We start from the raw sequence: 21,603 nt of genomic DNA on the forward strand, positions 1-21,603 counted from the left end.
GTGCGACGAGGATGCACCGTAGTGCGCTAGCGTGAAAACTCAGTTGCCACCTCCATTCCCGTTGCCGCCGCCATTGCCGCCACCGTTCCCATTGCCGTTGCCGTTGCCGTTGCCACCGCCGTTCCCATTGCCACCGCCGTTGCCGTTGCCGCCGCCGTTCCCATTGCCGCCGCCGTTGCCACCGCCGTTCCCATTGCCGCCACCATTCCCATTGCCACCGCCGTTGCCGTTGCCGCCGCCGTTGCCGCCACCGTTGCCGTTGCCACCGCCGTTGCCGTTGCCACCGCCGTTGCCGTTCCCGTTGCCGCCCGCGTTATTCTGCCTGCCCGTTTGGTCTGATCGTCCAAGCGCGTTGCCATTTGCCAAGCCTGTTGCACTTGCATTCCGTGCCCCAATTGACGGGTTCGCCGGAACTTCGCGCAATTCAGTGGTAAAAGCATTTGGAGACCCAGCGACCCGGCTTGTCACGCGTGCTGCTGCCACGCTCAAAGAGCCGCCATCCGACACCGCCTTGTTGCCTGCACCCACACTCACGCTTTCACCATCCCGCTGGACCTCAACAAGACCTTTGTCGACCCGGACCGATGCACCCTGTCGGTCGGTGGTGACCTCCAAAACAGTCCCCTTGATGACCGCCGCAAGATGCGGCGTCAGGACACTGGTTCGTTTTCGCTTTTTTGTGGTCACCGACAGAAAGACCGAGCCGCGCTGTTGGGTCACCTGTGTTGTTTGCCCGGTTGGGCGCGAAACGGATACTGCCGCGAGTGTATTGGCGCGATAAATGATCCTCTCCGCACCCCGACCGAGGATTGCTCGACTGCGTGCCCCCGTTCTGATCCATGTACCGCTGGCAAGATCGGAACCATCGGTCGCGCGGCTCCAGTTCCTACCATCAACAGAGATACGGACGTTGCCGTCCGCACGTTGCAAAACCCACCCGTCCGCAGCGGCAGTTACAGTCCACACGACAAAGGAGAGGGCAGCAAGAAGCAGGCGAGAGATCACGGCGTATCCTTTCAATCCAGAACGCATATCTCCTGGCCCTGAGAAGTAAAAAAAACCTCAATCGAACCGTATATCTTTGCCGGGTGGTTAAAGAGCCCTTACTTAATCGGGGCGAGATGGTGAGGGTGCAAAGCGGCTAGCGGCAAGGAACCGCGCTACTTGACCAGAGAGCGCAAGCCTGCGCGGGGGGAGTGAGGGCAGCGTTGCCGTGATCCAGAGGAACAGCAGGCGATCACCTCTGACACCGAAAGCCAGCGAAGGTGTTTTGTGCTGCAGATTCAATTTTCAGAAAGAAACCCAGCATTGAATATCTTGCGCAAAAAGCCGGGATTACCCCGCAAAACAGACCGATGCAAGCAGGCCGATCACAACGTTCGTCGGCACTGCGACGGATGCATGAACCTTGCGTCCGTTTCCGATATTCAAAGGTTCCGGCAGCCGCTGCGTTTTGTAAGAGAAATGCGCCGCCGAAAGCGTCAAGGTGCCGGAACTATTCCTGTTTCTTCTGTTGGTGATCGACCGCCAGGGCGTCCTGCCTCTTGTGCCGTTCGACATCCTGCGTTTGGCCAGGGTCATCTGGGTGTTTGCGCCAGTCAGTGGCTGTTGCAGAACTGGACAAAGGGTAAATGCGTGTCGCTTCGAACATGCATTGTGCGAATAAGCCTAACATGACGGTCACCTCCAGACTCAGCGTATTTGAGGTCTGTATATTTTCAAAACGAGTTATATTGCTCTTGTTGATGATTTTTGTTAATCATTCCTAATGAGGAAAGATCTCGAAATCGACCTTCTCCGGTCATTCCTTGCGGTTGCCGCGCACCGCAATTTCACACAGGCCGCGCGGGCCGTGGGCCGCACGCAATCTGCGGTCAGTCTGCAGATCAAGCGGCTGGAAGACATCGTGGGCAAGCGGCTCTTTGAACGGAGCCGCCAGTCCGTGTCGATTACGCATGTCGGCGAGGCGCTGCTGGTCTATGCCAACCGTATTCTGGCGGCCAATGACGCCGCCCTGTCACACATTCAACAACCGGAAGCAGCGGGGCTCATCCGGCTCGGTGCACCTGATGATTATGCAACCTACCTCTTGCCGCCGATTATGGCGCGCATCAAGAAAGACCACCCCCGCCTGCGCTTCGAAGTCTCCTGCGACAATGCCTTTGACTTGCTCGGGATGCTGACCAACGGTGATCTTGATATCGTGGTTGCAACGCACCACCCCAAGGCGGTTGCCGGTCAGATCGCCAGATACGAACCACTTCACTGGGTCGCAGCGCCCGGTTATGTGGATGACCCCGGAACGCCACTTTCACTTGTTCTGTTTCCATCCGGCTGTGTGTGCCGGGACATTGCATTGGATGCACTGCGGCAGATCGAACGGCCTTGGCATGTGGCTTACTCGACGCGCAGCATCGGATTGATGGAACAGGCCATGCTGGAGAGCGCGGGCGTGTCGGTCATGGAGGCGTCCATTATCCCACCAGGGCTGACGGTAATCGACGGCCAATCTGGATTTCCGCCTTTGTCCGAGGTCGCGATATCGGTACACCGCGCAGAAACGGGCGAGCCGCATGTTGCATTGGTAGCAGATGCTCTTGCAGCCAGGCTTGGTCAGATGATCGATAAGCAGACTGCCTTGGCGTAGAATGCTTCCCACGCAGCAAGATTGGCATTGCTTGATTGAGGTACGGTTTCTCCGGTGTTGATGTTTTCCGGGGTTCTGGTCACGGCCCCATTTGCGGCAGACTGAGCCGACACCGTAAGTTCTTCGATGGCCGCAGACGTCTCTTCGATACTCACCGCAGTCTGCCCGATGCGCGGCGCAGGTCACAAGCGCGCTGACGCCAAGTTTGATGTCTTCCTTTACGCGCTCGTCAGATTTATCGCCTATGCGCGCAGTAAAATTACCTGCCTCGGCCAGCATAACGACACAGCACAGGTTGCTCTTTTCAGCTTTTGCGATTGGGCAGTACGAGCTACCGCTTCTTGGCGGTCTCTCAGATCGTGTTCCGGGACCGCTGCTGCCCCCGCTTCTTGTGCCAGTTGCATTCTGCGTTCAGCTCCGGCCTGTTTTTGAGCAGATGGCACATTGTTTGTGTCATCCGCGTAATCGGGCCAGAAATTGACCGGACGACCACAGCCGCGACAAGACTGGATGCCATAAAACGGATCGCCGCACTGAGCTGAAAGCGCAAGGTCGCTTGAGCGGCTGCGACACTGGCCGCTTTAGCGACCCGAGGTGTCTGTTCTTTGTCTTCGGTGCTGGCGGCCTGTGCTTGTGCGATAAGTTGGATGTAAATCTCATCGGCGTCGGTTGTAAAACCGTGCCCGTACCGGAAGTTAATTATGTCTGGGTGGGATCATCACAAGATGGCAGCTTTCGGAGGTGCCGGTCCCGAACGGTCAGTGCTGATTTGACTAGACGAATTTGTCGCACCAGAGAGCATACCCTGTTGCTAAAACGTGGCTGCGGATGAGAGATGCGCAGACCCCGCAACCGATCCACACGGTCTGCGGGAACATCTAGAAAAAACTGGTAAAACGGATCGAGCACATAAGCTAACCCAAGGTAGAATGTCAGCGCTCCGGGTTCGCAAGTGGTGCCGTAAATCCCTGCCGGGCGGGCGCCAAAACGCAAACAGATGCGCCGCGTCGGCCCCCAGCAACTTCCGTGACATCGCAACAGATCAGGTCAGAAAATCCCCGCGGCGGCGGCCGGTTTGGTGAGCCCTTGTCCCATATCCTCTGGGCGTAACGTCACACCCCCTGTCACGTCAGACAGGAGGGCTTGTTACACCCACTTTCAAAGCCCTGAAGCACATTAACAGTGTTCACGCCAATCTCGGCGATGTCATAGCCGCCTTCCATCACAAATAGCGTCGGCAGGCCGAGGGCCGCAATATCTGCGCCGTAAGTCGTGAAATCGTCTGATGTGAGTTTGAAAAAACTGATCGGATCCGTTTCGAACGTGTCCACACCCAGCGAGATGATCAGTACATCCGGCGCAAATGTTGCCATCCGGGACAGCGCGTCGCTCAGGGCAGCGCGCCATGTCTCAAAGCCGGTGCCCGGCGGCATCGGGTAGTTGACCGTAAAGCCTGCGCCTGCACCGCTGCCGATCTCATCCGCGTGACCCAGAAAATGCGGGAAGGCATCCATCGGGTCGCCATGCAGCGACAGGAAGAGCACGTCATCGCGGCGGTCAAAGATGTCCTGCGTGCCATTGCCGTGATGAAAATCAACATCGAGGATGGCGACGCGCGCAGCCCCATTTTCCAGCAAGTATTGCGCCGCAATTGCCGCATTGTTGAGAAAACAATATCCACCATACATATCAATCGCCGCATGGTGACCCGGCGGACGGCAAAGCGCAAAAGCCGACCCCGCCCCCTGCCTTATCCGTTCGGCCCCGGTCAGCGCCACCTGCGCAGAAGCATAGGCCGCCTCCCATGTACCTTCCGAAATGGCGGTTTCACAAGACAGCGAATAGTACCCCAGCCGCCCCTCGATATGGGTCGGAATGCGGCTAGACATGCGCCGCGCGGGCCAGACGGTGGTCATCGCCTCACCTTTGAACCCTTCTGCCCGCCAATCGGTCCAGGCGGCTTGCAGGAAGGTCAGGTAATCCGCGTCATGAACCGCTGCAATCGGAGCAATGCCAAAGTCATTGGGTGCGCTGACCGGGCCCAAGGCAACCTCACGGACCCGTCCGATAATGTACTCCGCGCGCGAAGGGCGCTCGAATGGCTCTACCAGTTGCCCCCCGTAGAGCTCTGTCTTTGAGTTCCTCAGGTGATGCTTTTCCGTGAAGATGGTGTCCATGCCGCCCCCGAAATGCGTCATCCGGCAGACACAGATGCCTGCCGGAGCCGTTTTGCTGGAAAGATTACTTTTTCAGGTTGGTCCAGATCTGGTCATAGACGGCTTGCGTCGCCTCATCACAGACCTCGATGAACGCGCCAGCCCCGGCATCGGCCGGTGGATTGGATTCTGGCAGTGTGGCCAGTTCAGGATCAAGGAAATCCTCCGCCCCCGTCACGCCGAGACCGTAGCGCGCGTAGTTGGAGACAGCAGCGATATTCTCTGGCTCGAGCAGGAAGTCCATGAACTTGATCGCGTTTTCGCGGTTCGGTGCATCTTTCAGCAACACAACATTGTCCATCCAGACCACGTAGCCCTCTTTAGGGAAGGCATAGGTGACAGAAGCTTTCTCCTCCCGCGCCTTGGCACTGAACCCGTCATAGATCATGCCGACGACCGCATCGCCCGAGACCAGCACCTCCTTGGCGGTATCAGAGTTGAAGGATGCCCAGTTCGCCTTGGCCCCCTGCAACATGTCGTTCAGCGCCTTGAGTTGGTCGCGGTCCGTAGAGCACTGCGGGATGCCCATGTGCAGGGATGCCATCGCCATCACCTCGCCCTGACTGTCGAGCATGTTGATCTTGCCCCTCAACTCTTCGGGTGGGTTAAACAGGATGTCCGTGGTGTTGATGTCGCCCTCATAGCTGCCGGTGTCGACCGCAAAGGCGGTAGAACCCCACTGATAGGGGATCGAATGCTTGCGGCCAGGGTCAAAGCTTGGGTCGGCCCATTCAGGGGCGATGTTGCCTTTGTTGGTCAGCTCACCATCTGCAATCGTATCCAACAGACCCTCGCCCGCCATGATCGCAACCATGTAGTCCCCCGGTACGGCGACGTCATAGGTGCCCATGCCGCCTGCCTTGAGCGATGCCAGCATCGCTTCGTTTGAATCGTAGGTATCCATGGTGACATTGACGCCGGTCTCTGCGGTGAATTTGTCCAGCAGCTCCTGCGGCATGTATTCAAACCAGTGATAGACGACAAGGTCGCCTTCGGCAGCCGCTGCGCCGACGGACAGGGCCAAGGCCATGGCGGTGGATGCAAAGTATTTCATATCTGTTTCTCCCGGTTGATCTTCATTTTGTGTTGTCCCACTTCGACAGGAAGTAGGAGATCGTGACCATCATGATCGACAGCGACAAAAGCATCGTCGAGATGGCCATGATGTTGGGCTTGATGCCCTGTTTCACCGACCCGAAAATCGCCGTGGGCAGGGTTTCGACCCCTGCTCCTTTGACGAAGTTGGTGATGATGAAATCGTCAAGGCTGACGATGAACGCCAGCAAAAAGCCCGAGATGATGCCCGGCATCATCAAAGGCAGCAGCACCTGGCGAAACGCCTGCGCCTTGGTCGCATAGAGGTCCATCGCGGCCTGTTCATAAGTGTTCTCTATCCCCTGCATGCGGGCCTGGATAGGCAGGTAGGCAAAGGGGATACAAAAGGCGATATGCGCCACAAGGATGGTCATATAGCCGCGCGTGAAACCGATTGAATTGAAGAAAATCAGCGTGGCGACCGCGAGCACGATCTCAGGCACCAGGATGGGCAAGGTGATGAGCCCCAGTGACGGCAGTCGCAGCCGGAACCGCCCTGCGCGCACGATGGCGGTGGCCGATGCCGTCGCAATCGCTGTGGCGAGGGTCGCCGCGATCAGCGCAATGCTGAAAGAATTGAATGCCGCCTGTTTGAACTTGTCGCTTTCCGGCCCGGTGAAGACATCCGCGTACCAGCGCAGAGACAGGCCTTCCCAGACAGTGATCGACGGTGAGGCGTTGAAAGAATAGACTGTCACCACCATCAGCGGCGCATAGAGGATGACCATGCAAAGCAGCGTGATCGCAAAAAAACCAGGGTAGGTTTTGACGTCGGTGCGGGCGCTCATCGCATGTCCCCCATGCGCCGTTGCTGGCGGGCAAAGACCATCAGAATGATCAAGACCAGCGTGAGCAGGATCATGGAGGCCGCAGCGCCAAAAGGCCAGTTGCCTGCATTGCCTTTGAACTGCTCTTCGATCAGTGAGCCGATCATGAAATTCCTGGCCCCGCCCAGCAGGTCAGGAGCCAGAAACGCGCCAAGGCTGGGCACGAACACAAGGATGCACCCCGCGATCACGCCCGGTTTCACCGCAGGCAGCAGCACCCGGCGCAAAGTGGCCCATTTGCTGGCGTAAAGATCGGCGGCCGCTTCGGAGAGGGTGAAGTTGTAACGCTCGACTGCCGCATAGATCGGCAGCACCATGAACGGCAGATAGCTGTAGAAAAGGCCCAGTTGCACCGCAAGGTTGGTGTTTATGATCCGCAAGGGGTCATCAATCACACCGGTCCAGATCAGAAAATCATTCATCGGCCCTTGATCGCGCAGCAGGAATTTCATCGACACAGTCCGGATCAGCAGGTTCACCCAATAGGGGATTGTGATCACAAACACCCAGAGCGCGCGCGACCGTTCGGGCCGTGTGGCGATGAAGTAGGCCGTGGGAAAGCCAATGAGCAGGGAGAGCACCGTGGCAAGGCCCGCCTGCCAGATCGAGCGCCAGAAGATGTTGATATAGGTCCAGTCGATCTGCGGCGGGTCATCTCCGAACAGGCCACGGTCAAAGAAAAACTGGTCATAGGCGCCCAGCGAAAACTCCCAGATCACGCCGCCGCGGAACTCCTTGGTCAGGAAAGAGTAAACCAGCATCATGGCTACCGGGGCGGCAACAAAAATCAGCAGCACAAACCACGACGGCATCAACAGCCAGTGCCGTGCGCCCGCGTAGGTATCGCTTGCGGTAGAGCCGCTGCTTGCCGCCCCCCCTGCCATCAGTCGCGCAAGAGGCGCGCTGCACCTCGCTCCATGGTGACAAAGGCCATTTGACCGGCGTCGAAAATCCGCTTGCTCCCGCGCTCGGAGTTCGAGGTACGCACCGTGATCTCGGAGCCGTTGTCCAGAACCAGAAGGGTCGCGATATCGGTGCCGATAAAGATATTCTCAAGCACTCTTGCCCGCAGGCTGTCAGCGCCGGTTGCCGTTTCCGACAGCACCAGACGTTCGGGCCGGATCGACAAATGGACCTGCGCACCTTTGCGGACCCCCTCCACGGCTTCACAGCTCAGCGTCAGCCCACCATCCAGGCTACAGGCCGCACGGCATTCCGTCACCTCATCAACCGTTACCTCCAAGAGATTAGTGTCACCGATGAAATCGGCCACGAACATGTTGCGCGGCAGTTCATAGATATCGCGTGGCGCGCCCAGTTGCTGAAGCTCACCCGCCGACATCACCGCGATCCGGTCTGACATGGTCAGCGCTTCTTCCTGATCGTGCGTGACGAAAATGAACGTGATGCCCGTCTCGCGCTGGATATGCTTGAGCTCGATCTGCATCGCCTTGCGCAACTTCTGGTCAAGCGCAGAGAGCGGTTCATCCAGCAACAGCACTTTGGGCGCAGGTGCCAGCGCCCGTGCCAGGGCAACACGCTGTTGCTGCCCACCCGAAAGCTGCGCAGGCTTGCGCGATGCAAATTGCGACAGTTGCACAAGCTCCAGCATCTCAGCGGCACGGGTACGGGCTGCAGCCTTGGACTGGCCCAGCATTTCCAACCCAAAGCCAACGTTTTCAAGGACCGTCATATGCGGGAACAACGCGTAGTTCTGGAACACCGTGTTCACGGGCCGTTGGTGCGGCGGCAGCGTCTCAATCTCATCTCCATAGAGGAAAATGGCCCCCTCGGTCACATCTTCAAACCCCGCGATCATCCGCAGGAGCGTTGTCTTGCCACATCCCGAAGGCCCAAGCAGCGTAAAGAACTCATTGTCACGAATGCCGAGTGAGATCTGCTGAAGCGCCGTGAAATCACCATACCGTTTTACGGCATCGCGCACATCCACCGCAATCTGGGTGTCGTCGGTCACTCAAACATCCCCGGACTTGTCCAACCCCTGACGTCTGAGGGGGCCTGATGTCATGTCCGCCGAAGGGGAATGAGGCAGTGAATACATCCGGATCTCCAAGTCTTCGGGTTTACGCTAGAGCGGAATCGCGGTTTTGAAAACGTCGTCTTTAGCGAAGATTGGGTTAGGGGAAACCTTTGCCTGGCACATCAACCTTAGGGACCACCTAAGCCGGGGTAATGCAGACTGTTCTTTTCGGGGAGGCCTCAGATGGCACACTGCAAGCCTGTCGCTTGGCCTGCGTCCGCCGCGGTTCTGGAAGGAAATCTGATGTCCGTAGAAAAGATTGACACCGTTATTGTCGGCGCCGGACAGGCCGGTATCGCGCTGAGCGAGCATCTGGGCCATCACACCATCCCACATCTGCTGCTGGAGAAAGACCGCGTGGCAGAAGCCTGGCGCAGTGGCCGTTGGGACGCTTTGGTCACCAATGGGCCGGTTTGGCATGACCGCTTTCCGAACCTTGAATTTGAGGGCGATGCGCCCGATGCCTTCGTGACCAAAGACCGTGTGGCGGCGTATCTTGAGGATTATGCCCGCATGATTGACGCCCCTATTCGGACAGGCGTTGAGGTGATCCAGGCCAAACGGCTGATCGGGGAGCCGGGCTTTCGCCTGGAGACATCGCAAGGCCCCCTTGAGGCAAAGCGCGTGGTCGCTGCAACGGGCGCATTTCAGCACCCGGTCATACCGCCGATTGTCCCGGAGACCGCCGGGATCACACAAATACATTCCTATCACTACCGGAACCCTGAACAGTTGGCCGAAGGGGCCGTCTTGGTCGTGGGGTCAGGGTCCTCGGGGGCGCAGATCGCCGACGAACTGAACCGCGCAGGCCGGCGCGTGTTTCTGTCAGTCGGTCCACACGACCGCCCGCCCCGGCGCTATCGCGGGCGCGACTTCGTCTGGTGGCTGGGTGTGCTGGGGCTGTGGGACATGGCAGCGATGGAGCCTGGAACGGAACATGTGACCATTGCCGTCAGCGGCGCCTATGGCGGGCATACCATGGACTTCCGACGCCTGGCCCATGAAGGTGTCACGCTTGCAGGTATGACAGCAGGGTTTGCCGACGGCACAATCACCTTTGCCCCGGACCTGCAAAAGAACGTGGCCGCGGGGGATGCAAACTATCTGGGCATGCTCGATGCAGCGGACGCGTATGTCACACGCATGGGTCTTGATCTGCCGCAGGACCGCAAGGCCCGTGAGATGCTGCCTGATCCGGCCTGCCTGACCACACCGATCACGCAATTGAAGCTGGCCGAGGAGGGTATCGACACCCTGATTTGGGCCACGGGCTACCGCAGGGATTATGATTGGCTGGAGGTGGATGCCTTTGACGCCGACGGCGCACCGATCCATCAGCGCGGCGTCTCGCGCGAACCGGGCGTCTATTTCCTTGGCCTGCCGTGGCAGTCCCGCCGGGGCTCGACCTTCATATGGGGCGTCTGGCATGATGCCAAATTCATCGCGGACCAGATTGCCATTCAGCGGGCCTATGCCGAGTATGACGGCGACGCGGGCATCGTGCGGTCCGCAGCAGAGTAAGTTTCAACGGCAAGGAGCCTCTGATGGCCCATCAACGCATTCGCAAATTCAACACGGGGGACACCTACCCCGAACAGAGCCTCGACAACGACCTGTGCCAGGCGGTGGTGACCCGAGGGGGCAAGACCGTCTGGCTGCGCGGTCAATGCCCGCAGAACCTTGAGGATGCAGTGAACATTGACAGTCATGATCCGGCAGAGCAGACCCACAAGGTGATGCAGAACATCAAACAGCTGATCGAAGAAGCCGGCGGCACGATGGAGCATCTGGTCAAGGTCGTTGTCTATATCACCGACGTCCGGCATCGCGAGGCGGTCTATCGCACGATGGGTGAATACATCAAAGGCGTGCATCCGGTCTCCACCGGGCTGGTTGTGCAGGCTTTGGCGCGCCCTGAATGGCTGGTTGAGATTGACGGCACGGCGGTGATCCCGGAATGACGTTTTCGCTTGTTGCACGGTGCCGGGAAACGGGAATGTTCGGCGTGGCGATTTCGTCGTCTTCTCCGGCAGTGGCCGCGCGGTGTTCCTATGTTCGTGCAGGCGTCGGGGCAGTGGCGTCACAGAATGTTACCGATCCGACACTGGGGCCGTTGGCGCTTGACCTCATGGAACGCGGGAGAGACGCGGCCGCCGCCATCGGCGAGGTGCAGAAAAGAGGCGCCCATATGACCTACAGACAGGTCCTGGCGGTGGATGCGGCGGGACAGACCGCCATTCATTCAGGCGCAAACAGCCTTGGGATCTGGACGCAGGCGCAGGCGGCAGATGTCGCGTCGGGCGGCAACCTTCTTGCCAATGACACCGTGCCCCAAGCGATGATCGATGCGTTTCTGTCAAGCTCTGGCCATTTGGGAGACCGTCTGATCGGCGCGATGCAGGCTGGTCTTGCCGCCGGCGGTGAAGCAGGGCCCGTGCATTCTGCCGGCATGATGCTTGTGGACACCGTGTCGTGGCCCGTCGCGGATCTGCGCTGCGATTGGACCGAAGAGTGCCCGATTACCGCGATCTCGACCGCCTGGCAGATCTATAAACCGCAGCTGGACGCATATGTTCAACGGGCGCTCGACCCGACCAAGGCACCGTCTTACGGCGTGCCGGGCGACGCCTAGTCGGTCACTGCAATGCGCAAACATCGGACTTGAAGCTGCAGCACAGCACAGCATAGTTGCTGCCATGCCTTTGCGTTTCACCCTTCGTCAGCTGGAATACTTCGTCGCCGTTGGCGAGGAGGGCTCAATCGCGCAGGCCAGTGAGCGGGTAAATGTCTCCTCCCCCTCCATCTCTGCCGCCATTTCGCAGTTGGAAGGTGAATTCGGTCTGCCGCTGTTCGTCCGCAAACACGCACACGGGCTCAGCCTGACGCAAGCCGGGCTGCAATTTCTGAGCAAGGCGCAGAGGGTGCTGGCGGAGGCGGAGGCGCTGAACCGGTTGGCCGACAACATATCGGGCAAAGTCCAGGGACCGCTCAAGATCGGCTGCTTGCTGACCTTTGCACAAGTCCTGCTGCCCGCGATCCGGCGCAAGTTCGAGCAGAGCCACCCCGATACAAGGGTAAGCCAGATAGAGGCCGACCAGCTGGAACTCATCGAAAAGCTGCGGCGCGCAGAGATCGATGTGGCGCTGTCTTATGACCTTGAAATCCCGCCAGACCTGGATTTCGTGCCGCTGCGCGCCTTGTCGCCCTATGCGATGATGGCCGCGGACCACCCGCTGGCAGACCGCGATGCGGTGTCGGTTGCCCAATTGCTGGAGCACCCCATGGTGCTGCTCGACCTGCCATTCAGCAGCGACTACTTCCTGAGCTTTTTCGACCAGGCCGGACGGCGCCCACAAATCGTGGAACGCACGCGGGATATGGCGGTGATGCGGTCGTTGGTCGCCAACGGCTTTGGCTTTGGGATCGCCAACATCCGCCCACACACCGATCTGTCGCCAGACGGGCGACCGCTTCGGTTCGTGCCGCTCAAAGGTCCACAACGCCCTATGCGTCTGGGCTTGATCCTGCCGCAGGGCGCGCGCAGCATTCTGACGGTCAGCGCCTTCATCGATCACACTGCGCAGACGATTGCCACATGGGGCTATCCAGGACGCGCAATCAAACAAGAGGTTTAGCGCAGACCTAAGCCATGCTTATCCAACCATGACTTTAGCCTAAGCCATTTATCTGCGACGCTCAGACCGATGACGATCCCCGATGGAGTGCCTGCCCGTGCGTGACCCCCGCTACGATATCCTGTTTGAACCGGTGCAAATCGGGCCTGTCACCGCAAAGAACCGATTTTACCAGGTGCCCCATTGTAACGGCGGCGGTTATCGTGACCCATCCGCGGCGGCGGCCATGCGAGGCGCCAAGGCCGAAGGCGGCTGGGGGGTGATCTTTACCGAACAATGCGAGATGCACCACAGCTCGGAAATCACCCCCTTCATCGAACTGCGGCTGTGGGAGGACAAGGACATCCCGATGCTGCGCCGGATGTCAGAGGCCATGAAAGGCCACGGGGCGCTCGCAGGTATTCAACTGGCCTATTCCGGTGTGAACGGCCCGAACCTTTATACCAAGGAAGTGCCGCTGGCGGTCTCGGCCCAACCGATCCGCACCTTCACCAATGATCCGGTGCAGGCGCGCGCGCTCGACAAGACCGATATCCGTGATCTGCGGCGGTGGTTCGTGACTGCGGCAAAGCGGTCCAAACTTGCAGGCTTCGACCTCATCTGCCTTTACGGTGCGCATGGCTTTGGCATCTTTCAACATTTCCTGAGCCGTGCCACAAACCACCGCGGCGATGAATATGGCGGCAGCCTCGAGAACCGGTCTCGTTTTGCACAGGAGGTCGTGGCCGATATCCGCGATGCTGTGGGCGATACCATGGGGCTGACGATGCGGGTGTCTCTGGACGAAAGCATCGGTGATCTTGGGTTCTCCAACGCGGAAGTGCGCGAGTTCATCGAGATGAATCGCGATCTGCCGGATCTGTGGGATCTGGCGCAGGGCACCTGGGAGGACTGCTCGGGCCCCTCGCGGTTCACCGAAGAGGCCTCCCAGCAGACGCTGGTCCAAGGTATTCGCGAACTCACGGACCGACCCATCGTCGGCGTCGGGCGGTTCACCAGCCCCGATGTGATGGCAAAGATGATCCGCAGCGGCACGCTCGATTTCATCGGCTGCGCGCGGCCCTCCATTGCGGACCCTTTCCTGCCCAAGAAGATCGAAGAAGGCCGCATTGAAGACATCCGCGAATGCATTGGGTGTAACATCTGCATCACCGGCGACATGACCATGTCGATCAGCCGCTGCACCCAGAACCCCACTTTCATGGAAGAATGGCGCAAGGGCTGGCATCCGGAAACAATGAATGTCAAAGGCGAAAGCAGATCTGTTCTTGTTGTAGGTGCCGGTCCAGCCGGTCTCGAAGCAACGCGCGCACTGGCGGACCGCGGGTACGACGTGGCACTTGCCGAAGCGGGCACCACCCTGGGCGGTCGCGTCGCGCGCGAGCGACTGTTGCCCGGACTGTCGGCCTGGGGCCGTGTGGTGGATTACCGTGAATACCAGATCCGACAGAAGCCAAATGTTGAAACCTACTTCGACAGTGCACTGGATGCCGAAAACATCCTTGAGTTCGGCTTTGAACATGTTTGTCTGGCCACCGGCGCACACTGGCGGCGCGATGGCGTGGCACGCCAGCATGTGGTGCCTTTCCCGACGGATGCAGCGATGCCGCTTTTCACGCCGGATGATCTCATGGACGGGACACTGCCCACCGGGCATGTGGTGGTTTATGATGACGATCACTACTACATGGGCGGTGTGCTGGCAGAGCTGTTGGTGCAAAAGGGCTGCAATGTGACCCTGGTGACGCCCGCCGCCCATGTCAGCGAGTGGACCCTCAACACGTTGGAGCAGCATGAAATTCACCGCAGGCTGGCCAAGATGGGTGTCACGGTTGAATTGAACCGCGGCGTGACGGCGGTTGGTGCGAGGCATGTTGAGACCAACTGCATGTTCACCGACACCCGCCGCGAAATGGCTTGCGATGCCGTTCTGCTGGTCAGCTCGAGAGTTGAGCACAACGGTGTTTACAAAGACCTGCAGGCGCACAAGGCGGCGTGGGCGGATGCTGGGATCAAATCGGTTACGCTCATTGGCGACGCGAATGCACCCGGTCCGATTGCTTGGGCAACCTATGCCGGCCACAGGTATGCGCGGGAATTGGATGCGCCGGATATCGGCGACGCGCTCTCGTTCCGGCGAGAAATCACAGAACTTGCGGTCGATTGATGAGTGTCTTTCCCTTTCCCCAAACGCTCGTTTCAGACATCCTTGATTGGACGAGGCAACGCATCCTAAGCGGCCCGGACCCCAAACACGGGGCGCAAAGCCATGCAGCACTAGACCCGATATTGGGCGGATCGATAACCCCGGACGGCATTGGTGGAAATGCTGCCTTTGATCTTTTCACCAAAACAATCGTCCCTTCGACCCGACCCTTTGGCCATCCCACTTCGCTGAGCTTTGTCGCCTCCGCCCCCAGCCAGGCGTCGTTGAGCTTTGATGCAGCCCTCGGGGCTGCCGGCATCTTTGCGGGCAATTGGGACGGAGGCGCGGGGGCGATCCATGCCGAAAATCAAGCCCTGCGGTGGCTGTCGGACATGGCGGGCTGGGGGGCGGATGCGGGCGGAGTTTTTGTCGCGGGCGGAACCCTGGGCAATCTCAGCGCCTTGCATGCGGCCCGGACATGGAAAGCGCGACGCTCCTCAGCGCCAACCCGGTGGGCGATCCTGTGTTCGAGCGAAGCGCACAGCTCCATCAGGGCCGTTGCATCCGTGATGGATGTCGATATCATCAAGGTCGCCGCCGATGCAAATGGCCGCATGGATGCAGAGGCCGCAAGGGCTGCTTGCCAGCCGAATGTCTTTGCCATTGTTGCAAATGCAGGCGCCACGAACTGCGGCGCAGTCGATGACATCAGCGGGCTGGCCGATCTGGCGGCCGAACACGACCTTTGGCTGCATCTTGACGGCGCATACGGGCTGGCAGCCCTTGCGGCCCCTGCCACACGCCCGGTTTTCGATGGGATCGAACGCGCGCATAGCCTGATCGTTGATCCGCACAAATGGCTTTTCGCGCCCTACGATAGCTGTGCGCTGGTCTACCGGCATGCGGCAGACGGGGCGAATGCACACGGACAACGTGCTGAATACCTTGATGCGGTCGACAGCTCGCACTGGAACCCGTCAGACTATGCCTTGCATCTGACCCGCCGGGCGCGGGGCCTGCCGCTTTGGTATGCGCTGGCGACGCATGGCACCAGAGCCTATGGCGATGCGATTGCAAAGACCATGGCCATTGCAGGGGATATCGCGGCGGGCATCGACGCAATGCCTGGTGTAGAGCTGATCCTCGGGCCGCAACTCTCCGTCGTGCTTTTTCGCCCCACCCAGATGTCGGATCAGGCTATGGACCAGTGGGCCGAGGTACATCGCCGGTCCGGCGCACTGTTGTGCCTGCCGACGACGTGGAAGGGAGAGAAGGTCTTTCGGCTCTGCGTTGTGAACCCTGACACCCATGCCGGTGATGTACTGTCTGTTTTGCAGACGCTGAGCGGAGGGCCCTCCGCATGACCCGCACCCTTGAGCTTCTTGAGCACCTGATCGCATTCCCGACGGTAAGCCACCAAAGCAATCTTGACCTCATCGACTGGGCACAAGATCTGCTGCAAACGGCCGGTTTCGACGTAACGCGGATTTACGCACCCGACAGGGCAAAAGCCGGTCTTTTTGCACGGCTCGGGCCCGCCACCGACGGCGGCGTTTGCCTTTCGGGTCATACCGATGTGGTGCCGGCTGAGGGGCAGCAGTGGACCCGTGATGCTTTCAGTTTGACCCGCGACAGAACGCATGTGTTCGGGCGCGGCACAACGGATATGAAGGGCTTCCTGGCCTCTGCCTTGGCGCTGGCGGAACGGGCGCAAGACGTTCGTCTGGTCAAACCGCTCAGCCTCGTTCTGTCCTACGACGAAGAAATCGGCTGTGTCGGGCTGGGCGAAATGCTGCCCCGGCTGACCCCTTTGATTGGCAAGCCACGCGTGGTGATCGTGGGAGAGCCGACATCGATGCAACTTGCAACGGGTCACAAGGGAAAAGCCACGTTAAAGGTCACCTGCCATGGTGAGACCGGCCACAGCGCGCTTGCACCGCATTTCGTGAATGCGATCCATCTGGCCGCGGCCTTTGTGGACGAAGCACGGCACTTGCAGAGCAAACTCTCGCAGGGGCCTTGCGACCCCGCCTATGACATTCCCTATTCTACCGTTCATATCGGCAAGATCGCGGGGGGACGCGCACTGAACATCGTACCCGATTTGGTGAGCATGGATATGGAGTTCCGGCATTTGCCGGGGACAGCGGCCGCCGATCTTCTGGAGGCCATCAACGCCGCGGCGACCCATGTGGGCGATCTGTTTCAGCGCCCTGATGCCATTTCGGTTCAGCAGATCAATGCCTATCCGGGTCTCAATCTATCCGCGGATAACCCAGTCATTGATTGGGTCAGAGGTCTGGCCAATGGCGGAGCACCAACGAAGGTCGCCTTTGGAACAGAAGCGGGTTACTTTGCCCAACTTGGTCTGGATGCCCTTGTCGTCGGCCCCGGCGATATGGCGTCTGATGGTCATAAACCCGATGAAGCCTTGGCGCTAACCCAGCTTGCCGCCTGTGATGCGATGATGGATCGGATCCTGCAAAGCCTCGCCTGCCAAAACACGATCTGACAGCTGTCCTATGATGGATTGATCGGAAACACGAAGCTGGATGGTGACGCGCATCCTGACGGCTGCAATGCCCGTTTGCCGACCCACCCTTTTGAAGATTCCTCATTCGCTGCGAAAGTTTGCGAGGCGGGACAGAGCTTTGTCCCGCAAGAGGTCACGTCCGCTTCGCAAATCTTACCACTGGACCAGCCGCTGTTTGACCATTACAGAAGTGCAAGACTGATCTCAGGAACAAGCGCCAGAAGCACCAGTGCCAAACATGTGACAAGAAAAAACGGCACAGCAACTCGGAAGACGGCCAATGGGCTGACTTGCGCCACTGACGCCGCGACATAGAGACCAATCCCAACGGGCGGAGAAAGCAATCCAAGGATCAGGTTGATCGATACAACCACCCCGAAATGGACCGGGTGGATACCATAGACCTCGGTCGCAATCGGCAGCAAGATGGGCACCACCATGATAAGACCCGCAATCCCATCGATCACCGTCCCCACCAAGAGCAGCATCACCAACACCAACAACATGAACGCGGTCGGCGTCGTCGCAACGGTCTGGATCCAGACTGCGGCGGACTGGGGAACCTGACCGAAGACCAGAACCCAGGAAAAAACACTGGCGGAGGCAACCAGAAACAGAACCAGCGCGGAGTTGACCCCCGTCCGCAGCAGGATCGTCGGCAGGTCAGAGAGTTTCAGCGATTTCGTCACGAACATGCCGATAAAGGCAGCGGCAAGCGCGCCCAGTGCGGCCGCTTCGGTCGGTGATCCGATGCCGCCAAGAATGGTGCCCGTGATGATCGCCGGGATCGTCAACATCGGCAGTGCCTTGCGAAGCGCTGATCCTTTCTCACGCCAGCTCAGTTTTTGGCCACGCGGGTAATCATAGCGCAGACCCAGTATCGCAATTGTTCCCAGGAACAGGCCGGTCAGTATCAAACCCGGCAAGAGACCCGCGAGCAACATGTCCCGAACCGCCAGTTGAGCCAAAACCGCGTAGACCACGAAGACAATGGAGGGCGGGATAATGGGCCCCAACAGCCCGCCAAAGGCGGTCACAGCCGTCGAGAAATCGCGCCGGTACCCCTCGCGCTCCATTTCCGGCACCATGACCTGGCTCATCATGGCAATCTGCGCCGTCGCAGACCCCAGGATAGACGCAACCATCATGTTGGCGACCAGGTTGATATATGCGAGCCCGCCCCGCAGCGCACCGAGAAAGGCCGCTGCCAGTCGCACCAGGCGCTGCGTGATGCCTGCGCCATTCATCAATTCGCCGATCAGGATGAATAGAGGGATAGCCAGCAGGCCAAAGTTGTTGAGAGATCCGAAAAACTGGAGCGCAAAGCTGTCAAGCAAGAGCGGATTGCCGGACGACAGGATGAAAGCAAGCGCTGTAATGCACAGGACCAGACCGATCGAAACACCCAGAAACAACAACACGATGAAAACAACAGCAGCCATGCGTTACGCCTCCGACGCCGACACTCTGATCGGGTTTTCGACGCGGTCAACCACCCCGAGATCTTCCATCAGGTTTGCAGCCGCATGTATTGTCAGGGTCGTGGCAAACCACGGCATGACCAGATAAAACCAGAACGACGAGGCCCCCATCACTGGTGTTGTGTCCGTGTAGATGAAGTTGAAGGTCGTTGCCTCGAAAGTGCCCACGTCAAAATCTGCCGCAATGAGACCAAGCGGGTCAAACCATCGCCAGCACAGGTAAAACAGCACGATCCCGAAGCCCACGGAGAGAAGCGAAATCACTGTCCTCAGTCCTCGGACAACACCTCGCGGCAGGACCTCATGCAACAGGAACACCGCCGGATCGATGCGACCGCGCAGCATCAGCGACGCGCCGACAAAACCCGACAGGATCATGGAATGGATCGCGATCTCATCCGCCCAGGCGATGGTGATGCCGACCATGCGTAACAGGACGTTTGCCAAAACAAACATCGCAATACTCGCAACGAGCGATCCAAGAATTGGTCTTTCTATCGCAACAACAAGAGAGGAAAGCCGCAGGATGGCACGGGCGATGAACAAAGAGGCAGTCCACTTCTTCAAAGATTTGTTCAAGAACGAAGCGCCCGCACACAGCGGACGCCCCGGATTAGCGCATCAGAAGATCAGAAGCTTGCGACCAGGGCACGCAACCTTTCGACGTAGTCCGTCTGCTCCGACCACTCCGCATCCCATTCGGCAACCACGTCACCGAAGAAGTCCATTCCGACATTTTCGATGATGTTAAGGCCTTCGACGGCCTTCAGTGTCTCAAACTTGCCCGCCTCACCTTCGACAAAGCGGTCGATGGTGGCGTCACAATGCGTTTGCACAGCTTCCCGCAGGATGGCCTGATCCTCCGGGGACAGTCCCGCCCAGACCCGACCGGATACAAGGGCGACCATCGGGAACATCTGGTGGTTGGTCTGCAGCAGGTTCGGTGCGTGCTCGTGATACCCAAAATTGATGATGGACTCGTAATCCATTGCAATCGCGTCGATTTGCCCGTTGGCAAGTGAATCGTATACCTGTGTCAGAGGCATAGGCGCGGGGGCGGCACCCATCATCTCAAAGAAAGACCGCATCGGCGGGGCGGGTGTGATGCGAAAGCGTTTGCCATCCAGATCGGCGGCACTTTCCAGCGCCTCGCGGCTCATCATCTGACGCATACCGGTCATCGCATAGCAGATACCAACGGCCCCAGTGGCGCGCGGCATTTGCTCAAGGATCTCCCGCGCCTCATCGGAGCGCAGCACGCGGGCGGCGTCTTCGATGTTGCGCACCAGGAAAGGTGTGTGCAGCGCGCTCATGTCGGGAATGCGGGTCGTGACCTCTGCGGTCGTCAGCCAGGCCATATCCAGCGCCCCGGTCTGAAGCTGTTGCAGCATTTCGCCCTCCGAGCCCAATTGCCCCGAAGGGAAAGCCGTGACGGAAAAGCGGCCGTCAGACAGGCTGCCCAAGGTCTCGCCCATGGCCGCAACTTCCTGGTTCCAGACATGCACCGGCGGTGTAATCAGGCCAACGCCGAATTCGCGCTCCTGAGCGGCGAGTGCGCCGGGAAGGACCGCGGCGGCGACACAGATGGAGACTGCAAAGGTCTTAAAGTTCATTATTCTCTCCCGTTGGTGGGGTTACGTATTCTACCATTAGGCATTTTCTGCCCTTATATCATTAGTACACAAACTATTTTCCAAGATTTTCATCAGGTCAAGCTTTTCCTTTGGCTGCCACCTTTTATCCCCGGAATATAGTTTTTCTTGCCGTTTGGCACTGCAAATACCCCGCATCGTACCCGCAGAGCCAGAAGCCCACCGGTCAGGACACGGTTCTTTTGCGCATAACCCTCGCCACCATTCCAGGCAGGGCATTTGGCTCACCTCGCGGCTGCGTGCGCGTGACGCTCGACCACAGCGCATCTTTAGGCCGAGGCGGCCAGTAGTTCAATTGCGCAGCACGCGAGATTGAATTGCAGCAGGTGGAAAATGAAACCCGACGCGCCTGTCGGGGCGGTATCTTGGGGGCGGTTCTGCCCTAATCGACAAAGGCGCGTTCCACGACAAACGTGTCGGGACGGTTGTTTGACCCTTCTACCAGACCAAAACCTTCAAGCGCCGATTTCGTATCCCGGAGCATGGCCATGGAGCCGCAGATCATGCCCCGGTCGGTCTCCGGCGAAATCGGTGGAACGCCCAGGTCCTCGAACAGCTTTCCGGATACCATCAGATCCGTGATGCGCCCCCTGAACGGGAATTCTGCGCGTGTCGTCGAGTTATACAGACGCAAAGCTTGCGCGCATTCCCCCACCAGGGGATCGTCCTTGACAGCGGCCACCAGCTCTTGCCCGTATTTGAGCTCCTCCACGTCCCGACAGGTATGGGTCAGGATCACCTCTTCGAATTTCTCATAGGTGTCGGGGTCGCGGATCAGGCTGGCAAAAGGGGCGATACCGGTGCCCGTTGAAAACATCCAAAGCCGCTTGCCCGGCAGCAGCGCATCATTGACCAAGGTGCCCGTGGGCTTCTTGCGCATCACCACTGTATCCCCCACCGCTACCTTTTGCAGATGTTCCGTGAGCGGTCCTCCCGGCACTTTGATCGAGTAGAACTCAAGTTCTTCATCCCAGCTTGGCGATGCAATCGAATAGGCTCTGAAAACGGGCTTTGTCGCATTGGGCAAGCCGATCATCACGAACTCGCCGGAGCGAAAGCGAAACGTCGGGGGACGGGTGATGCGGAATTTGAACAAACGATCCGTGTAGTGCTCGACCGACGTGACTTTTTCGGCAAAGACACCCGCCGGGATCGGAAGCTCTGGATCTTGCTGTGCAGTATCAAGGGACATTTGTCTGGCTCCTATTTTAATGGCGTTGCGGATGAACAACCCAGATTATCGCCCTTCTCGGTCCATTCGGGGCATAAGCTATACCGTCGGTTGTCGCCTCGTACTTTCATTAGTATACGAATGAATATGTGAGTGAAT

Annotated in this window: 19 protein-coding genes; 8 read left to right on the forward strand and 11 right to left on the reverse strand. The window is 58.9% G+C overall.

What is annotated here, in order from left to right; all coding sequences use genetic code 11:
- Positions 1 to 39: 39 nt before the first annotated feature.
- The gene (locus H7847_RS05405; protein ID WP_227268363.1) at positions 40 to 1,032 is read right to left on the reverse strand and encodes a FecR domain-containing protein; all 993 of its coding nucleotides are present in this window, start codon (positions 1,030 to 1,032) and stop codon (positions 40 to 42) included.
- Between the two features lie 303 nt (positions 1,033 to 1,335).
- Entirely contained in the window at positions 1,336 to 1,581 is a 246-nt protein-coding gene (locus H7847_RS05410; protein WP_227268364.1) for a hypothetical protein, read from the reverse strand.
- A gap of 187 nt (positions 1,582 to 1,768) precedes the next feature.
- Between H7847_RS05410 and H7847_RS05415 the strand changes: the two genes are divergently transcribed.
- The gene (locus tag H7847_RS05415; RefSeq protein WP_227268365.1) at positions 1,769 to 2,647 is read left to right on the forward strand and encodes a LysR substrate-binding domain-containing protein; all 879 of its coding nucleotides are present in this window, start codon (positions 1,769 to 1,771) and stop codon (positions 2,645 to 2,647) included.
- A 1,124-nt stretch (positions 2,648 to 3,771) separates the two neighbouring features.
- Here H7847_RS05415 and H7847_RS05420 read toward each other — a convergent pair.
- From H7847_RS05420 to H7847_RS05440, 5 genes are all read right to left on the reverse strand, one after another.
- Positions 3,772 to 4,824 carry a histone deacetylase family protein gene (locus H7847_RS05420; RefSeq protein ID WP_227268366.1) on the reverse strand — a complete coding sequence of 351 codons (1,053 nt, stop codon included), beginning with the start codon at positions 4,822 to 4,824 and terminating at the stop codon, positions 3,772 to 3,774.
- Positions 4,825 to 4,888: 64 nt separating this feature from the next.
- Positions 4,889 to 5,917 (reverse strand): extracellular solute-binding protein, encoded by a 1,029-nt coding sequence (locus H7847_RS05425; RefSeq protein ID WP_227268367.1) that lies wholly within the window; start codon positions 5,915 to 5,917, stop codon positions 4,889 to 4,891.
- A gap of 22 nt (positions 5,918 to 5,939) precedes the next feature.
- Positions 5,940 to 6,746: an ABC transporter permease gene (locus H7847_RS05430; protein ID WP_227268368.1), complete on the reverse strand. Its 807-nt coding sequence runs from the start codon at positions 6,744 to 6,746 to the stop codon at positions 5,940 to 5,942.
- Positions 6,743 to 7,669 carry an ABC transporter permease gene (locus tag H7847_RS05435; RefSeq protein ID WP_227268369.1) on the reverse strand — a complete coding sequence of 309 codons (927 nt, stop codon included), beginning with the start codon at positions 7,667 to 7,669 and terminating at the stop codon, positions 6,743 to 6,745. The genes H7847_RS05430 and H7847_RS05435 overlap by 4 nt, the downstream gene beginning before the upstream one ends.
- Positions 7,669 to 8,760 carry an ABC transporter ATP-binding protein gene (locus tag H7847_RS05440; protein ID WP_227268370.1) on the reverse strand — a complete coding sequence of 364 codons (1,092 nt, stop codon included), beginning with the start codon at positions 8,758 to 8,760 and terminating at the stop codon, positions 7,669 to 7,671. Before H7847_RS05440 ends, H7847_RS05435 begins: the two co-directional genes overlap by 1 nt.
- Positions 8,761 to 9,069: 309 nt before the next feature.
- Here H7847_RS05440 and H7847_RS05445 point away from each other — a divergent pair, with 309 nt between their 5' ends.
- The 7 genes from H7847_RS05445 to argE all read left to right on the forward strand — a co-directional run bounded on the left by H7847_RS05445 (position 9,070) and on the right by argE (position 17,119).
- A complete protein-coding gene (locus tag H7847_RS05445; RefSeq protein ID WP_227268371.1) occupies positions 9,070 to 10,347 on the forward strand; it encodes a flavin-containing monooxygenase in 1,278 nt (425 codons plus the stop codon).
- A gap of 23 nt (positions 10,348 to 10,370) precedes the next feature.
- On the forward strand, positions 10,371 to 10,787 hold the full coding sequence (locus tag H7847_RS05450) for a RidA family protein (protein WP_227268372.1): 417 nt from the start codon (positions 10,371 to 10,373) through the stop codon (positions 10,785 to 10,787).
- A complete protein-coding gene (locus H7847_RS05455; protein WP_227268373.1) occupies positions 10,784 to 11,458 on the forward strand; it encodes a DUF1028 domain-containing protein in 675 nt (224 codons plus the stop codon). The genes H7847_RS05450 and H7847_RS05455 overlap by 4 nt, the downstream gene beginning before the upstream one ends.
- 64 nt (positions 11,459 to 11,522) lie before the next feature.
- Complete coding sequence (locus H7847_RS05460; RefSeq protein ID WP_227268374.1) at positions 11,523 to 12,461, forward strand: LysR substrate-binding domain-containing protein; 939 nt, start codon at positions 11,523 to 11,525, stop codon at positions 12,459 to 12,461.
- 97 nt (positions 12,462 to 12,558) lie between these two features.
- Positions 12,559 to 14,628, forward strand: a complete 2,070-nt coding sequence (locus H7847_RS05465) for an oxidoreductase (RefSeq protein WP_227268375.1) — start codon at positions 12,559 to 12,561, stop codon at positions 14,626 to 14,628.
- A complete protein-coding gene (locus H7847_RS05470; protein WP_227268376.1) occupies positions 14,628 to 15,971 on the forward strand; it encodes a pyridoxal phosphate-dependent decarboxylase family protein in 1,344 nt (447 codons plus the stop codon). Before H7847_RS05465 ends, H7847_RS05470 begins: the two co-directional genes overlap by 1 nt.
- Positions 15,968 to 17,119 carry an acetylornithine deacetylase gene (argE, locus tag H7847_RS05475; protein WP_227268377.1) on the forward strand — a complete coding sequence of 384 codons (1,152 nt, stop codon included), beginning with the start codon at positions 15,968 to 15,970 and terminating at the stop codon, positions 17,117 to 17,119. The genes H7847_RS05470 and argE overlap by 4 nt, the downstream gene beginning before the upstream one ends.
- 203 nt (positions 17,120 to 17,322) lie before the next feature.
- On the opposite strand, the gene H7847_RS05480 is transcribed toward argE, so the two are convergent.
- From H7847_RS05480 to H7847_RS05495, 4 genes are all read right to left on the reverse strand, one after another.
- Positions 17,323 to 18,582, reverse strand: a complete 1,260-nt coding sequence (locus H7847_RS05480) for a TRAP transporter large permease (RefSeq protein ID WP_227268378.1) — start codon at positions 18,580 to 18,582, stop codon at positions 17,323 to 17,325.
- Positions 18,583 to 18,585: 3 nt separating this feature from the next.
- The gene (locus tag H7847_RS05485) at positions 18,586 to 19,077 is read right to left on the reverse strand and encodes a TRAP transporter small permease (protein WP_227268379.1); all 492 of its coding nucleotides are present in this window, start codon (positions 19,075 to 19,077) and stop codon (positions 18,586 to 18,588) included.
- Positions 19,078 to 19,250: 173 nt separating this feature from the next.
- Positions 19,251 to 20,234: a TRAP transporter substrate-binding protein gene (locus H7847_RS05490; RefSeq protein WP_227268380.1), complete on the reverse strand. Its 984-nt coding sequence runs from the start codon at positions 20,232 to 20,234 to the stop codon at positions 19,251 to 19,253.
- Positions 20,235 to 20,655: 421 nt separating this feature from the next.
- Positions 20,656 to 21,465, reverse strand: coding sequence for a ferredoxin--NADP reductase (locus H7847_RS05495; protein ID WP_227268381.1), 810 nt, complete (start codon positions 21,463 to 21,465; stop codon positions 20,656 to 20,658).
- Positions 21,466 to 21,603: the final 138 nt, after the last annotated feature.

This window comes from Roseobacter weihaiensis, assembly GCF_020622345.1.
GTDB lineage: Bacteria > Pseudomonadota > Alphaproteobacteria > Rhodobacterales > Rhodobacteraceae > Roseobacter > Roseobacter weihaiensis.

Excerpts from the sequence above, each read along its gene's own strand:
- H7847_RS05460 (WP_227268374.1), top strand. The coding sequence starts at position 11,523 with ATGCCTTTGCGTTTCACCCTTCGTCAGCTGGAATACTTCGTCGCCGTT.
- H7847_RS05410 (WP_227268364.1), bottom strand. The coding sequence starts at position 1,581 with ATGACCCTGGCCAAACGCAGGATGTCGAACGGCACAAGAGGCAGGACG.
- H7847_RS05480 (WP_227268378.1), bottom strand. The coding sequence starts at position 18,582 with ATGGCTGCTGTTGTTTTCATCGTGTTGTTGTTTCTGGGTGTTTCGATC.
- H7847_RS05450 (WP_227268372.1), top strand. The coding sequence starts at position 10,371 with ATGGCCCATCAACGCATTCGCAAATTCAACACGGGGGACACCTACCCC.
- H7847_RS05490 (WP_227268380.1), bottom strand. The coding sequence starts at position 20,234 with ATGAACTTTAAGACCTTTGCAGTCTCCATCTGTGTCGCCGCCGCGGTC.
- H7847_RS05420 (WP_227268366.1), bottom strand. The coding sequence starts at position 4,824 with ATGGACACCATCTTCACGGAAAAGCATCACCTGAGGAACTCAAAGACA.
- H7847_RS05415 (WP_227268365.1), top strand. The coding sequence starts at position 1,769 with ATGAGGAAAGATCTCGAAATCGACCTTCTCCGGTCATTCCTTGCGGTT.
- H7847_RS05405 (WP_227268363.1), bottom strand. The coding sequence starts at position 1,032 with ATGCGTTCTGGATTGAAAGGATACGCCGTGATCTCTCGCCTGCTTCTT.
- H7847_RS05425 (WP_227268367.1), bottom strand. The coding sequence starts at position 5,917 with ATGAAATACTTTGCATCCACCGCCATGGCCTTGGCCCTGTCCGTCGGC.
- H7847_RS05430 (WP_227268368.1), bottom strand. The coding sequence starts at position 6,746 with ATGAGCGCCCGCACCGACGTCAAAACCTACCCTGGTTTTTTTGCGATC.
- H7847_RS05495 (WP_227268381.1), bottom strand. The coding sequence starts at position 21,465 with ATGTCCCTTGATACTGCACAGCAAGATCCAGAGCTTCCGATCCCGGCG.
- H7847_RS05455 (WP_227268373.1), top strand. The coding sequence starts at position 10,784 with ATGACGTTTTCGCTTGTTGCACGGTGCCGGGAAACGGGAATGTTCGGC.
- H7847_RS05485 (WP_227268379.1), bottom strand. The coding sequence starts at position 19,077 with ATGTTTGTTTTGGCAAACGTCCTGTTACGCATGGTCGGCATCACCATC.
- H7847_RS05435 (WP_227268369.1), bottom strand. The coding sequence starts at position 7,669 with ATGGCAGGGGGGGCGGCAAGCAGCGGCTCTACCGCAAGCGATACCTAC.
- H7847_RS05470 (WP_227268376.1), top strand. The coding sequence starts at position 14,628 with ATGAGTGTCTTTCCCTTTCCCCAAACGCTCGTTTCAGACATCCTTGAT.
- argE (WP_227268377.1), top strand. The coding sequence starts at position 15,968 with ATGACCCGCACCCTTGAGCTTCTTGAGCACCTGATCGCATTCCCGACG.
- H7847_RS05445 (WP_227268371.1), top strand. The coding sequence starts at position 9,070 with ATGTCCGTAGAAAAGATTGACACCGTTATTGTCGGCGCCGGACAGGCC.